This is a genomic window from Sinorhizobium alkalisoli, assembly GCF_008932245.1.
Taxonomy (GTDB): domain Bacteria; phylum Pseudomonadota; class Alphaproteobacteria; order Rhizobiales; family Rhizobiaceae; genus Sinorhizobium; species Sinorhizobium alkalisoli.
This window is the reverse complement of the sequence record NZ_CP034910.1, coordinates 986,086-1,000,557: the sequence shown is the minus strand read 5'-3', so window position 1 is coordinate 1,000,557 and position 14,472 is coordinate 986,086. Positions and strand designations below refer to the sequence as shown.

12 protein-coding genes are annotated in these 14,472 nt (G+C 62.6%); 7 read left to right on the top strand and 5 right to left on the bottom strand.

The window, feature by feature from the left end; genetic code table 11:
* Positions 1–60 precede the first annotated feature (60 nt).
* The 3 genes from EKH55_RS22310 to EKH55_RS22300 all read left to right on the top strand — a co-directional run bounded on the left by EKH55_RS22310 (position 61) and on the right by EKH55_RS22300 (position 4,084).
* Entirely contained in the window at positions 61–1,239 is a 1,179-nt protein-coding gene (locus EKH55_RS22310; protein WP_151613198.1) for an FIST N-terminal domain-containing protein, read from the top strand.
* A complete protein-coding gene (locus tag EKH55_RS22305) occupies positions 1,239–3,440 on the top strand; it encodes a hybrid sensor histidine kinase/response regulator (protein ID WP_151613197.1) in 2,202 nt (733 codons plus the stop codon). Before EKH55_RS22310 ends, EKH55_RS22305 begins: the two co-directional genes overlap by 1 nt.
* Positions 3,441–3,649: 209 nt before the next feature.
* Positions 3,650–4,084 (top strand): pseudoazurin, encoded by a 435-nt coding sequence (locus EKH55_RS22300; protein WP_151613196.1) that lies wholly within the window; start codon positions 3,650–3,652, stop codon positions 4,082–4,084.
* Positions 4,085–4,199: 115 nt separating this feature from the next.
* On the opposite strand, the gene EKH55_RS22295 is transcribed toward EKH55_RS22300, so the two are convergent.
* The 4 genes from EKH55_RS22295 to EKH55_RS22280 are packed head-to-tail and all read right to left on the bottom strand — an operon-like array spanning position 4,200 to position 8,005.
* Positions 4,200–5,105, bottom strand: a complete 906-nt coding sequence (locus EKH55_RS22295) for an ABC transporter permease (RefSeq protein WP_151613195.1) — start codon at positions 5,103–5,105, stop codon at positions 4,200–4,202.
* Complete coding sequence (locus tag EKH55_RS22290) at positions 5,102–5,818, bottom strand: ABC transporter ATP-binding protein (RefSeq protein WP_151613194.1); 717 nt, start codon at positions 5,816–5,818, stop codon at positions 5,102–5,104. The genes EKH55_RS22295 and EKH55_RS22290 overlap by 4 nt, the downstream gene beginning before the upstream one ends.
* Before the next feature lie 32 nt (positions 5,819–5,850).
* A complete protein-coding gene (locus tag EKH55_RS22285) occupies positions 5,851–6,816 on the bottom strand; it encodes a YVTN family beta-propeller repeat protein (RefSeq protein ID WP_151613193.1) in 966 nt (321 codons plus the stop codon).
* Between the two features lies 1 nt (position 6,817).
* Complete coding sequence (locus tag EKH55_RS22280) at positions 6,818–8,005, bottom strand: ABC transporter substrate-binding protein (protein ID WP_151613192.1); 1,188 nt, start codon at positions 8,003–8,005, stop codon at positions 6,818–6,820.
* Positions 8,006–8,153: 148 nt separating this feature from the next.
* On the opposite strand from EKH55_RS22280, the gene pedF reads away from it, so the two are divergent.
* Together pedF and EKH55_RS22270 are read left to right on the top strand one after the other, a co-directional pair.
* Positions 8,154–8,840, top strand: a complete 687-nt coding sequence (gene pedF, locus EKH55_RS22275) for a cytochrome c-550 PedF (protein ID WP_151613191.1) — start codon at positions 8,154–8,156, stop codon at positions 8,838–8,840.
* 3 nt (positions 8,841–8,843) lie between these two features.
* Entirely contained in the window at positions 8,844–9,746 is a 903-nt protein-coding gene (locus EKH55_RS22270) for a substrate-binding periplasmic protein (protein ID WP_151613190.1), read from the top strand.
* Between the two features lie 447 nt (positions 9,747–10,193).
* Here EKH55_RS22270 and EKH55_RS22265 read toward each other — a convergent pair whose 3' ends face one another.
* A complete protein-coding gene (locus EKH55_RS22265; protein ID WP_151613189.1) occupies positions 10,194–11,924 on the bottom strand; it encodes a GH32 C-terminal domain-containing protein in 1,731 nt (576 codons plus the stop codon).
* A gap of 138 nt (positions 11,925–12,062) precedes the next feature.
* On the opposite strand from EKH55_RS22265, the gene EKH55_RS22260 reads away from it, so the two are divergent.
* Complete coding sequence (locus EKH55_RS22260) at positions 12,063–13,139, top strand: ABC transporter ATP-binding protein (RefSeq protein ID WP_151613188.1); 1,077 nt, start codon at positions 12,063–12,065, stop codon at positions 13,137–13,139.
* Positions 13,139–14,470, top strand: a complete 1,332-nt coding sequence (locus EKH55_RS22255; protein WP_151613187.1) for a glycoside hydrolase family 172 protein — start codon at positions 13,139–13,141, stop codon at positions 14,468–14,470. The genes EKH55_RS22260 and EKH55_RS22255 overlap by 1 nt, the downstream gene beginning before the upstream one ends.
* The last annotated feature ends 2 nt before the right edge of the window (positions 14,471–14,472 follow it).

The following is a 14,472-nucleotide window of genomic DNA, read 5'->3' as shown; positions in this document are numbered from 1 at the left end:
GAAAGTTCGCTGGATTCCGGACCGATTACGATTTTACTGTAGTGTCGGGAGGAAGAGGGAATGAGGATATTCGCTGGGAGCGGCATCGCATGCGAGGCGATCGTCCCGCGCGGCAGCGTTTCGGCGCGCGATCCGAACGCCTTGGAGACATTGGCACGACAACTGGGGCCGGGACCTTTTTCGCTGATCATGCTTTTCGTTTCGCCGGCGGCCGACCTGGAGCGTCTGCCCAGCCAAGCAGCGCGGGTCTTCGGTGACATCCCGATCGTCGGTTGCACCACCGCAGGCGAAATTTCCGACGCTGGGTACAACGAGGACTCCATCGTCGCGATCGCCCTCCCCGCAGCGTACTTCCGCGTCGATACGCTGACGATCCCCGACCTGTTGCGGCTTGACCCGCCCGCTCTCGCCGCCGCCCTCGTCCGAACGCGCACGGCGATGGCTGAGCGCCATCCCGAGCTTGCGCATGAGTTCGCCATCCTCCTGGTGGATGGGCTTTCGCAGAAGGAAGACGAACTGACCTCGGCACTTGCGGCAGGCATGGGAGCAACGCCGATGCTCGGCGGTTCGGCCGGCGACGGGACGCGCTTTACCCGGACCTTCGTGCTCGACGGCCACCGGCTATCGGAGAACGCGGCCGTGCTGGCGTTGGTGCGCACGGAGTGTCCGGTGCGCGTTTTCAATTTCGATCACCTCGTGCCGACCGAAAGACGAATGGTGGTCACCGAGGCCGATCCCCGCCACCGCATCGTCCGCCAGATCAACGCGGAGCCCGCCGCACGAGAATACGCGCGTCTCGTCGGCATGGATCCCGAGCAGCTCAGTACGTTTACGTTTGCCGCCCATCCCGTCGCGGTCCGCATGGGAATGCGGCATCACGTGCGCGCCATCCGTCAGGTGATGGAAAACGGCGACCTTATTTTCTTCTCGGCTATCGACGAGGGTGTGGTGCTGACGATCACCGAGCCCGGTGACATGATCGGCCAGCTCAACCGCGAGCTCACACGCCTCTCTTTGCCCGAGCGTCCGACAGCGATCCTTGCCTTCGACTGTATCCTGCGCCGGTTGGAGGCCGAGGAAAAGCAGATCGTTGGCCGCGTCTCCGAGCTCTTGCGCCGCCACAGGGTAATCGGCTTCTGCACCTATGGCGAGCAGTTCGGCCCGATGCACGTGAACCAGACGATGACCGGCGTCGCCATCTATCCGCCAGGCACCGTGCTACCCGAAAAGGTTCCGTAATGGCCCGCATCTCTGACTGGCTGATTGATCCCGACGGCCGTCCCGAGCGCAACACCGAGAAGCTTCTGACCATCGCCGAAGTGCTGATGCGTCAGGTCGAGCAGGCATCTGGCGAACGTGGAATCGCCTACGAGCAGTTCCAGCGCTCCGCCCAGCTGGAAGAGCGGGTGCGGCAACGCACATCCGACCTCGAGGCGACGCTGAAGGTGCTCAACGATACGAACGCGCGGCTGGCTGAGGCCAAACATGCGACCGAGCGCGCTCGCCGCAACCTCGCGGATGCCATCGAGGCTGTGGAGGAAGGGTTTGCCCTCTTCGATGCCGGCGAAATCCTGGTGATGTACAATTCGAGATTTTGCTGCGATCTTCAGGACGTGCGAGCCGTCCTTCATCCCGGCCTGCCGTTTGCGGATTATATCGAAGCCTGCAGCCGTTCGCGCTTTCTGGCGCTGCCGGAGGGCGAGGCGCCGGCCGGCTGGATGGCAACGAGAATGCAGCGCCATCACGCGCGCAGCGTGTTCCAGGTGGCGCTTGCCGGTGACCGCTGGCTCCAGGTGAGCGAGCAGCCCACATCCGACGGCGGTACGGTCGTGCTCCAGACGGATGTCACCGAGATCATTCGCATGGAGCGAACCGAGCGCGGAAGAATGCTGGATGATCAGGCCCGGCTGATTCGCGCGACGCTGGAACATATCAACCAGGGAATCTGCATCTTCGACGCGGCCGGCCGGCTGGTGGGCTGGAACGAGCGGCTCCGCCTGCTGCTCGATATTCCCGTGACGGTCCTGCGCACCGGCATCGGCTTCGACACGCTGCAGCGCTGGATCCGTCGCGACAGCGAACTGGTCAGCGCCCTCGCTCCTTCGGCCCTTTCCGCCTGGGCAGCCCAAACGACAACGCGGCCCCCCTTGTTCCTGGAGATCCGCCGCACTTCGGGAATGATTCTCGTCGTGTTTGCAGAGGAGACGCCGGATCGAGGCTTCGTGATGTCGTTCAGCGACGTGACGCGCGAACGGCAGGCGATCCAGGCAATGCAGCGCGCCAACGCCTCTCTTGAGGCGCGGGTGGCCGCCCGCACGGAAGACTTGCGCGCCGCGTTGGCCGATGCGGAACGGGCCAATTCCACGCGCACGCGTTTCGTTGCAGCGGCCAGCCACGATCTCTTGCAGCCGCTCTCCGCCGCGAAGCTCTTCGTAGCCTCGGCCCGCGACGAAACGCATGACGATCACGCCGGCAGCACACTCGACAAGGCCCACAAGGCGCTGGCAAGCGTCGAAGCGATCCTCGGGGCGCTGCTCGATATCTCGCGGCTGGATGAGGCGGTAGTCGAGATTTCGCCGGTGCGCCTCGCATCGCTGATCGCGCAACTCACCGACGAATTTGCGCCGATCGCCGAGCGCAAGGGTCTGAAACTCGCCATCCTGCCCTGTGCGATGACGGTCTTCAGCGATCCGGCCTATCTCAGACGCATCCTGCAAAACCTCATCGGCAATGCCATCCGCTATACCCGCACCGGCCGCGTGCTCGTGGGTCCGCGGCGCATACCGGGCGGCGTACGCATCGAGGTGCACGATACTGGTCCCGGCATTCCGGCCGAGGAGCAGCAGGCGATCTTTCGTGAGTTCCATCGGCTCAATGCCACCGCTTCCGCTTCGGAGGGCTTGGGGCTTGGCCTCGCCATCGTGGAGCGCGCCTGCACGCTGCTCAATCACCGACTTACGCTGCGCTCGATGCCGGGGCGCGGCACATGTTTTGCAATCGAGCTGGAGCAGGCACCCTCGCGTACCTCGGCGAGTTACCCTGGCGCCGACGCTGCAGATGCCGACCCGTCGAACGACTGCGGCGACCGCATCGCGCTTCTCATCGAGAACGACGAGGAACTGCGGCACGCGATGAGTCTGCTCCTGGAGCGGCGCGGAATCACGGTCCTGGAAGCGGGAAGCGGCGAGGAAGCGCTGGAACTGGTCGATGAAATGGGCATCGTGCCCGATCTCTATCTGGTCGACCAGCAGCTCGGGGAGGGATTGACCGGCGTCGAGACTCTGACCGCGCTCAAGATACGCCACGGCGAGCGCCCGGCGAGGATCATCACCGCCGATCGATCACCGAGTTTGCGCGACGCCTGCGCTGCAGCCGAGATCGAGATGATCTACAAGCCCATCGACCTCGAGGTGCTCGAAGCCTTCGTTACCAGCGCATGACGAACGGCCGCCGTCCCGAGCTCCACAGGTACCCACCTCAGGCCTCCTCCGGGGCATGGCTCGCGTTTCCGATCGCCATCTCCCCCTCAACTTATTGAAATTGAACACACTCGTGCGGACGGTCGCTTCGACCGGCACCAAGGTCGCATTGTATCGCCCTGCCCTTTCGATATTTGATTTTGTCAGCTTCAAACCGCAGGGAGAGATGAATGCTGAGAAGAATGGGTATCATGGCCGCAACCGTGCTCGTTGCCGGCGGGGCCCTTGCCGAGGAACACGAAGTAAAGATGTTGAACAAAGGCGAGAGCGGGGCGATGGTCTTCGAGCCGGCCTTAGTCAAAGCCGCGCCCGGTGACACGATCCGCTTCGTGCCGGCGGACAAGGGCCACAATGTCGAGTCGATAAAAGGCATGCTGCCCGACGGCGCGGGCAAGTTTAAAAGCAAGGTCAACGAAGAATACGTGATGATCGTCACCGTGCCGGGCCTCTACGGCGTCAAGTGCTCGCCGCACTTCTCCATGGGCATGGTGGCATTGATCCAGGTGGGCGACGTGCCGACCAATGTCGAATTGGCAAAGGCCGTGAAGCTGCCGGCGAAGGCGGACGAACGCATGAAGGCGGCGCTCGCGGCACTTGCCCCTTAGCGATCCGGAAATTGCCGCGCCGCACGCCTGTTCAGGTGCGTGGCGCGGTTGCATCTTGCATGGCGCCAAAGCGATTAGCGATTGGTCAGTCCTGCGCGAAACAATCGTGGTCTAACTAGGTCCTCCGCGCCGCTAGTCCACGCGCCGGGTCGTAGCCCCAAATAGCTGCGGCGCCGAAGACGGCAAGGGCGGCGATCGTGACGGCAAGTCCGAGCGGGTCGAGTTTCGTATAAAGGGCAAAGCGGATCAGCTCGACTGCATGCGTGAACGGATTGATGGCGCAGATGTCGCGCAGGCGCGGCGACGCTTCCGCCATCTTCCACAGCGGATAGAGGGCGGACGAAAGAAAGAAGACGGGGAAGATGACGAAGTTCATCACGCCAGCGAAGTTTTCCAGCTGCCGGATGAACGAGGAAAGAACAAGCCCGAGCGCTCCCACCATCAGCGCGCCGAGCATGATGGCAGGAAAAGCAGCAAGGTAGCCGCCGGGTGAGAAGCGGACGCCCCAGGCCGCTGCGACAGCGAGAAAGACATAGGCCTGCAGCACCGAGATCAGGCTGCCGGCGACGAGCTTGCACGTCAGCAGCCACCAACGCGGCAGCGGGGCCGTCAGCAAAAGGCGCATAGAGCCCATCTCGCGGTCGTAGACTAGGCTCAGCGAGGACTGCATGCCGTTGAACAGGAGGATCATGCCGACGAGGCCAGGGACGATGTATATCTCGTAGGTGATGTAAGTCTGGTAGGGCGGCGTGATCGAAAGGCCGAGCGCGGCGCGAAAACCGGCGGCGAAGACGATCAGCCATACCAGCGGGCGCACGAGCGCCGCGAGAAGCCGACCCCGCTGGCCGAGAAAGCGCAGCGCTTCCCGCTGCAAGATGGCGCTGAGGGCGACAATGGCGCAATGAAAAAAGGCGAGCGCAGCTCTCCCCTGCGCATCCCGATCCAGCCCGTCGGTATCGACGACGTTCAGGGTCTTTGGGGGGTTCGGCGCGAAAGCATCCAGATCTGGCACAGCGTTCATGACACAGCTCCGGTTAACGCAATGAACCGCCCGCTGAGATCTGCACCGCCGATCTCACCTGCTTCGCCGGAGGCAAGAACGCGGCCGCAGTGAAGAATGATGAGTCGGTCCGACGGGCGGATCTCATCGACGAGGTGAGTAGCCCAAAGCACGGTCAGGCCATCGTCCGCAGCAAGCCGGTGCACGTGGTCGATGATGGCGACGCGAGCGGCGGCATCAAGGCCGACCGTAGGCTCGTCGAGGAGCAGGACCGAAGGGCAGTGCATCAGGGCACGGGCAATCTCCATCCGTCGCCGATGGCCGCCGTTGAGCGCTCCGGCCCTTTCGCCGGAGCGTTCCGCCATGCCAAGTCGCTCGAGCACCGCCATCACTCGCGCCTCGGCGCGGCGGCCGAAAAGGCCGTGGAGGGCGGCGAAATAAAGAAGATTGCGCCGGACGGTGAGATCGAGGTCGACGGTCGGCTGCTGGAAGACGACGCCGATGTGCCGAAGGGCGCCGTGCGGTTCGCGCGCGAGATCATGACCGGCGATCGAGATCGCTCCAGCCTGCGGCGTGAAAAGCCGCGTCATCAGGCCGAACAGCGTCGACTTGCCAGCGCCGTTCGGCCCGAGGAGAGCGCAGAACTCACCGCGGCCGACGGAGAAGCTCACGTCTTCGAGTGCCCGCTTCGCCCCCCACATATGGGTTATCGACTCGATCGCCAGTCCGCTCATGCCCGCCCCCATGTCCGATGGTTTCCTGTCCGTCACGGGCGAGCAGCAGCCCCCCAAGGAAAGCGGCCGACCTTGATCGACTTGACCGGTTCCCGCGCTGCCACATCGATCACCGTGACGTCGCCGGAAACACCATTCGTGGTGAAGAGCTGCTTGTGGTCTGGCGAGAAGGCCATATGCCAGACGCGTCGACCGACGAGGATGTATTCCTCGACCGCCAATGTCTGCATGTCGATCACGGCCACGTGGTTCGATGGGCCGAGCGCGACGAACGCCGTTTTGCCGTCGGGCGCGAATTCAAAGCCGACGGGCTGAATAAGGTCTGCATTGATCCCGGTGATGCCGAACGCGATCTTGCCCTTCTCCGCCTGGGTCGCGACGTCGAAGACGGTGACCGTTCCGCCGATCTCGGAGGATACCCAAAGCTCGCGGCCGTCCGCGGTGAACTCCGCATGCCGAGGCCGGCTGTCGACCAGTGTATTGGCGAAAATCGTCATCGTCGCCGTATCGATCCAATGGGCCATGTTTGTCGTTTCGGAAGTCGTCACGACGATCTTGCCGTCCGGCGAAACAGCCATGCCCTCGGGCTCGATGCCGACATTGATCTGCGCAACGACGCTGCGGGTATCAACGTCGACCACTGTCGTCACTGCGTCATCTTCGTTAGCGATCCACAGGTGCTTGTCGTCGGGTGCGAGCACGAACTGCTCCGGATCCTCGCCCGAAGGAAGCTCATGAAGCATTTCACCGGTTCGGGCGTCCATTACCTCGACCGCGTCGCTGTCGGATGCACAGATGTAGGCACGCGAATGGTCGGAATTGAACGTGATGCCGCGCGGGCGTTCGCCCGTGGCGATTGTGCGCACGACTTCGAGCGTCGCGGTGTCTATCACCGAGATGTTGTCGTCCTTCTCATTCGTAACCCAGATTTCGCCGGCGGAGGCGGCGATCGGAAACGCGGCGATGGGAAGCGCTAGGAAAAGAAAGATTCGTCTCATCTCATCCTCCGAACGCCCGGCAGGCGCTTTCCGCACGGTCGAGGCCGAGCGTGTCCATGTCGTTGTCCTGGTGCAGATATCCATCGAGCGGCGCGAGCTCGACGAGAGCGCGGGCGTTCACCACCGGCATCGGCTGACGCAATTGCCCGTTCCAATCGCGGTAGCTGAGCGAGCGGCCCTTGAAGCCGTCGAGGGCAAAGGCATCCGACAGCATGTAAGTCCGCAGCTTCACCGGGTCGGCCGAGTTCGTCCGTGTCACCGCCTCGCCCACCGCGCGCAACGCCGTCCAGGCGGCGTAGTCGCGCGGCCGCATCTTCCGCTTTGCCGAGCCCTCGAAGCGGTTCTGCAACTGCACGGCCCCCCATTGTTCCAGAACGGGCGCCCATCCCTCGCCGCTTAAGCCGTCCGAGCCGGCGACCGGACGCGGCAGCCAGGTATTATCGGCGACATAACGAGCAAAATCGTCGGCAGCGTCGGCAATCAGTAGCACGTCGTGGTCGGGAAGGTCCTGCGTGAACAGCGGCACCTCCTTGCCGGCTGCGCGCCTCAGGTCAGTGTCGAAGGTCCAGGCCTTCTCGGCGAGGATTTCGACGCCGAACTTCGCCGCCGCGGCTCGCAAAGTTGCCGCGAAGTCCTCATCCTCTGGTCTGGGGCCGACGATCAGGGCCGTGCGCGTCCAGCGGCGCGCCCTCAACACCTGCATCAACGCATCGGCGCGCATCGCATCCTCCGCGATCGTGTGCAGGAGATTGGCACGACAGTCGCGGTCGCGCAGGCGGCGTTCGCCGGATGCGACATTGAAGATCATTGCGTCCCTCGCCTCGGGCAGGTCGGCGACGATCAGGATGCTTTCGGAGGGCGCATCGAGGAGAAGTACCGGCGAGGCAGCGAGCGCCGTTTTCGCTGCCGCCGCAAGGTCGCCTCCCGGCTCGACGGAGATGACCTGTAGCCTGTAGTGATGGCCGAGGAAGCGGCCGGTCGTCTCGCTATCGGCCAGAGCGACCTTCGCTCCTGCGATTCCCAGGTCCGCTGGGATCGGATCGAGATTGGAAAGCACCGGCGGCGCCTTCTGCTCCTGGCGCAGATAGGTCACGGCAACGGTGACCTCCGCCTGAACCGGCCCGGCAGCGCCGAGAAGCGCGACCAGGAGGCATGCGGACATTGTCCGTCTGATGCGGATCTGCGGCATTGGACACTCCTCCCGCCGAAGACGTTAAAGCGGCGCCGCGGAGGGCGGAATACGACCTAGGTACCATGCCGGGCCGCGACCTAGGTCGTATTCCGCGGCACGGGCGACGAGCGTTAAAAAACCTCAGTGAGATCGTGGAGGAGGAAAGATGTCCAGAAACCATATCCGAGCGGGGCTTGCGGGGCTCGCACTGTTGGCAACAGCAACGATGGTCGTCGCGCATGGCGATGTCGCGCCCCAGCCCGTCAACACCGACGCGTTGCCGGAAATAGGCGAGGAGTGGCTGACGGAAAACCCCTATCGGGAGGCCAAGGTCGGGCACGATGTGTGGCTGAAGGCGGTCGAGATCGGTGCATCCGGCTTCAACCAGAACTGTGCCCGCTGCCACGGGCTCGGCGCCGTATCGGGCGGGCTTGCCCCCGACCTTCGCTTCCTGGAAGCGGAAGAATACGGCGACGAATGGTTCATAGAGCGCTTCCGCCACGGTTACACCCAGGACGGCACGACCAAGATGCCGGCCTTCGGCGATATTCTCGGCCAGAAGGCGGCCTGGGCGATCCGGACCTATATCGAGACACGGCCCGCGGACGGGGCGCTCGACGCTCACGCGGACCGGCTTCATGAAATGCGAAATGAGCTTGCTTCGACCAAGGTGGCGGATCCCAAGGCGCTGAAGAGCGAGCTCGAAAAGATCGCTGCCGAGGTGGAGACGGCTTCCGGCGCACCGGTCGCCGACAGCGTCGCCTACGAGGCGGCCCGCATTCTCGGTGAGACACCGGAAAGCTGGAAGAAAGCGAGCGAAATCCTGACCGTCGGGCTTTCGGCGACGGAGTGAGCCATGCATCCTCTCAGGGCCATGGCGCTCGCAGTATTGGCCTGCGCCGTCGTGCCGGCCGTGGCCTTCGCACGATGCGAAGGCCACGTGCCGCAGCCCAAACCGCAGAACACCTTTCCACAGGACGTCGGGCGCTCGTTGGATCGGGTGCTCGAGGAGGGCTGGATCGAGTTTGCGATCTATGAGGATTTTCCGCCGTGGTCCTATGAAGAGAACGGCCAAGCACGCGGGATCGATGTGGACATCGGCCATTCGATCGCTGAGGCACTCGGCGTCGAGGCTCGTTTCCGGCTGGTCCAGGCGGGGGAGACGCTCGACGCAGACCTCCTCAACTACGTGTGGAAAGGCGCGGCGATCGGCGGCCACGTCAGTGACGTGATGCTCCATGTGCCCTATGACAGCGAATATGCTTGCCGGATCGAGCAGGTGTCCTTCACCGGCCAATACGCGACCGAGGCCATCGCGATCGCCTACGACAAGAAGGACTATCCAGAAGAAGGACCGACGCCACCTTTCTTCCGCTACGACACGGTGGCCGTGGAAAACGACTCCATTGCCGACTTCTACCTGACCTCTCTCCTCGGCCCGGTGGACAAGATTCGCCGCTACCGCAGTACCGCGCTTGCCATGGAAGGTCTGGCATCCGGCGAGACCATGGCCGCGATGGCCCCGCGCGCGGAGCTTGAGGCGGCCATCGCCGCGCATCCCCCAGCGAGCCTCGCAGTGCACGAACCGGCACTTGTGGGTTTCGCCCGCGGGGAATGGACTGTCGGGGTCGGCGTGAATTTTCAGCACAAGGATCTCGCCTATGCCGTCGACGACGCCATCGCAACGGCACTGGGCAATGGAACGATCGCCGCGATCTTCAAGAACTGGGGCGTAACCTTCGAGCCGCCGACGAGATGACGCCTGGCAACGCAATCCAGGTTTGGCGAAGTGCGGTCGCCGCCGATCAATCGTCTGGATGCCACGTGTCAGATACTGCCCGATGAGCCGTATATCGGCGAGACAGAATTGAATTCCAGTCGCAGTGCCGTGTGGCAGCCTAAAGTGACATTTCTACTTTGCGCCACGGCGGACAATTCAACCTGGCCGCCACATTTGAGCACAGAACGGGAATATCTACCGGAATACACCTTGCATAAGCTCCGTCGGATCAGCAGCCGCTGTCGGACCCAAAGCCGCCGCTCGTGACCGATAGAGTGAAGGTGACGATTTGCCGGGAAAAGCGGTCAATCGTGTACCTCACTGTCGAGACTCGCCCAATCCGCCGAAGGCAATATTCTGCTGCCGTGCGGGCGTCGTGTTGACGCCCGCGGAGTTGTTGTTTCAGTGTACCGAATGTTGCAAATGCTAGTCTCGCCAGACGGAGCTATAGCTCCAGCCTTCGCAAGCATCGAAGCGGGTCGCGTCGGACCGTATCAGTTCCAGCATCGTGAGTGTCGTAATTTTGTAGGTTCGGCGAGTGCAGCAAACTACGCCGTCATTGGCGAACATCTCGAGTACGCCACGATCGAAAAATAGCGTGAGATTTTGAAGCGAGATCGGCGTTGAGCGGTACTCGATGCCGCCGGCGTCTTCCGCGACGCTGACCTGCAGCCGTCCGGAGTCGTGTGCGATCGTAAAGCTCTCGCCGTCGCCACCGCGGCCGACAATGCGAATACCATCGAGTGCGCCCGCCAGTGACAGTTCGATCGGCTGTCCAGGTTCGCAGACAAAATGGCCGGAGGATTCTCGCGTCAATGCGCCGGAGCGCAGAGCTCGATAGCCCGCCTCAGGCAACATCGTCAGGCGCAGTTGAGTGTCGAGACCGAGCACACGGGGGAGCGAGAGCTCGCCGCTGTAGGGCGATCCTGCCGGCTTCCTGAATTCCCAATTGAGGAGCCAGGCAAAGGCGATCTGCCGCTCCTTGGCCCGGAAACTCTGCATCGCATAGAAATCAGTGCCGAAGTCCAGTTCCTGCAAGGCAGGTGTCAGGGGCGTGAAGCGGTCGTTTTCGAACGTGCCGACCTGTGCATATAGCAGGTTGTGGCGGCCGGTTTCCGGCTCGGTGTAGCCGACGAGACCCATCACCAGCACGAAGCGCCCATCGATTTCGAAGAAGTCCGGGCACTCGACGCAGCGTGCGCCATGCTGACGGAAATGTTCGGGAGCGCGGTAGAGGACTGACAAGTATTTCCACTCCGCACCATCGTCGGAGCCGTAGAGCAATACCGCCGGGTCGCCGTCGATCGCGGCTCCGAGCACCATTCGGTAGACCCCACGCGATGCATCGTACCAGACCTTGGGATCGCGGAAGTCATGCGCACTACCGGACGGGCCATCGACGAGAACCAGACGATTGGCCTCTTGATGCAGCAAGTCCGTCGATGGGACCACCAGCTTCTGCAACTCCTTGTAGTCCTTGAAGTGGTCATAGGCTGGCAACCGCTCGGTGTAATAGAAGCTCAAATGCCCGTCGGGGCCGATGAACGCGCTTCCGGAGAATGCGCCGCCGGTCGCGCCCAGAGACCAGAGATTCTGTTCCGGGTGCAGGAACACGGGAAGATGCGTCCAGCGGTAAAGATCGTCGCTTACGGCGTGGCCCCAGTGCATCGGTCCCCATTCGGCCTCAACCGGATGGAACTGGTAAAACAGGTGATAGCGACCGTCGACGAAACAAAGGCCATTGGGATCGTTCATCCACGCGCGAAACGGCGAGAACCGTAGCTGCGGCCGGTCAGGGTCGCTCTGGTACCATGCCGGCAAGGCCTCCTTCGGGCGAGCCACGAGGCGGCCGCCCCGCAGATCCAGGAAGGTCACCCCCTCCTCGGCCACGCTTTCCGGATGAAAGCGGTAGAACAGCGACAGCTCGATGGCGTTTTCGTCCCATTCCAGCGTGAGGGGCTCGTTCGTGTGATGGGTATAGGCGTAGAACTGAAAATAGGGCGGCAGCGCCGCAATCCGGTAGACGAGGAGCGCGCCGGCGCGCAACGCGAATGCCTCCCCAACGGAATGCTCCGCCTCTGATTTCGCCGGCTTCCGACGGGCCCAAAACTCGAAGCGCGTTCCACGCGCCGCGTCCAATTCCGCGATGTTGCTCATTACTTCTCCCTTGCGCCGCACAGCGCCCCGAAACTTTAAGACTTGACAAATGTCGACGTCGATATCTAATTTCGACGTCGACATTTGGCAAGTCCGTACAGAACGCTGCGTCACGGAGCCAGGTCGAGGGAGGAGAAAATGGCTGATTTACACCTTGAGGGCGTCACAAAGTCGTATGGTGCCGCCACGGTGATCCGCGGAATTGATCTTCAAATACCATTTGGCGAATTCGTCGTTTTCGTCGGACCGTCTGGGTGCGGAAAGTCCACGTTGCTGCGGATGATCGCCGGTTTGGAACCGATTTCTGGAGGCGTGATCCGGATCGGCGGAACGGTGGCAAACCTGCTCGAGCCGGCCGAACGTGGCGTGGCGATGGTGTTCCAGTCCTACGCACTCTATCCGCATATGACCGCCTATAAGAACATGGCCTTCGGCCTGAAGATCGCCGGCTTGGACAAGGGCGAGATCGACCAGCGCGTCACCCGCGCTGCGAAAATGCTGCAGATCGAGGAGCTGCTGCAGCGTATCCCGAAGGACATGTCCGGTGGCCAGCGGCAACGCGTTGCAATCGGACGTTCGATCGTCCGCGAGCCGCACCTCTTTTTGTTCGACGAGCCGCTGTCGAACCTCGATGCGGCGCTCAGGGTTCAGACACGCATCGAAATCGCGAAACTCCACAAGATCGTGGACGCGACGATGATCTACGTGACTCACGACCAGGTCGAGGCGATGACGCTCGCTGACCGTATCGTGGTGCTCAATCAGGGCAGGATCGAGCAAGTGGGCACGCCGCTCGAACTTTACCGAACGCCGGCAAACCTGTTCGTCGCCAGCTTCATCGGCAGCCCTAAGATGAATTTCCTTCCGGTGACTCTTGAACGCGAAGGGCTGGCGCGAGGCCCGCTCGGGAGGGCCATCCCGGCGCCCGCCGGTCCGACCGGGCGTGCGACGCTCGGGGTGCGGCCGGAAAGCCTCGCTCTGTGTGAATCAGATCAGGCTTTTCTCAGCGCGCGGCTGCAGTTCGAGGAGCACCTTGGCGAGCATCGCCTGATCTACGCACGAACGAGCGACGGTATTGATTTGATCGCCAAGGAGCCGGACGGGCCGGCACTTCCCGATGGCGCCCCGCTCCACTTCCGCTTCGCGCCAGAGAGCGCGCACTTCTTCGGGCCGGACGGCAATCGTCTGGGCCATTCAACCAAGGGAACTCATTGATGACGAGCAGCCACCCAGGACATTCGATGCTTGCCGACCTCGCGCGCGTCAAGGACGCGCGGACCGGACGCCTTTCCAGTTGGGACCAAGAGGGCAAGAACCAGGACTACTGGCTGATCCCGGCTAACTCCACCGTCCGCCTCGCCGAAATCGAGGGTCCGGGCTGCATCACGCATATCTGGATGACGCAATTTTGCCGACGCGTTCTTGGGGCCGGCCTGATTGATCCGACGGCCGGCAATTACGTCGCGCCGGTCTTTGAGATTCACAACGCACTCGGTCTCAACTGGGAGATTGCCGACCCGCACTACTACCGCAAGGTGCTCCTGAAGATCTATTGGGACGATCAGGATTCTCCGTCGGTTCTGGTGCCGCTTGGCGACTTCTTCTGCACCGGTCATTCCATGCCGGGCAACTTCTCTTCCCTGCCGATCTCCGTCTCGACCAAGCCGGAGGAGCGCTATCGCTTCGGTGGGAGTGCTGCGTTCAACAGCTATTTCCAGATGCCCTTCGGCAAGCGCGCCATTGTCGAGATCGAAAACCAGAACGACGTCCCATACGGCCAGTACTTCTATATCGACTTCGAGCGCTATGATGTACCGCTGGCTGACGATATCGCCTACTTCCACGCGTCCTGGCGGCGCGAAAACCCGTGCGGTGGCTGGGGTCCGAATCTGCAGACCAACAGCCCCGAGACCAACATTCCGAATCTCGACGGCAACGAGAACTATGTCATCCTCGAGACCGAAGGACGCGGTCAATATGTTGGCTGCAACCTTTCGGTAGCGCATTTCCAAGGCTCCTGGTGGGGCGAAGGCGACGAGATGATCTTCGTCGACGAAGATACCTGGCCGCCGTCGATTCATGGCACTGGCACAGAGGACTATTTCAATCACGCCTGGGGGATGCAGAACAACGCCTTCCTGGCGAACGGCTCGGTGATCCACGAGAGCATCGTTCCCGGCTATCAAGTCTCCTATCGCTTCCATCTCACCGATCCCGTTCGGTTCAAGAATCGGATCCGTGTGACGATCGAGCACGGCCACGCCAACCACCTGAGCGACGACTGGGCCTCGACCGCCTATTGGTACCAGACGCTTCCATCGCCGAAGCTGAGCATCCTGCCGGTTGAGCAAAGGCTGCCAACGCCGCCCGGCGACCGCACTCCGGAGAGGGTCGCCCGCGATCGCCTGACGCCCGAACAGGCCAGGCAGATCGATGCAGCCGACGAGCGTTTCCGCGCCTATGCGGAACTCCGCGACATCGAAATCGAAAGGAAGTTGGAGACGACGCGGCGCCGCTCGGCAGCGAATGTATCGAAAGGAAACTGAAA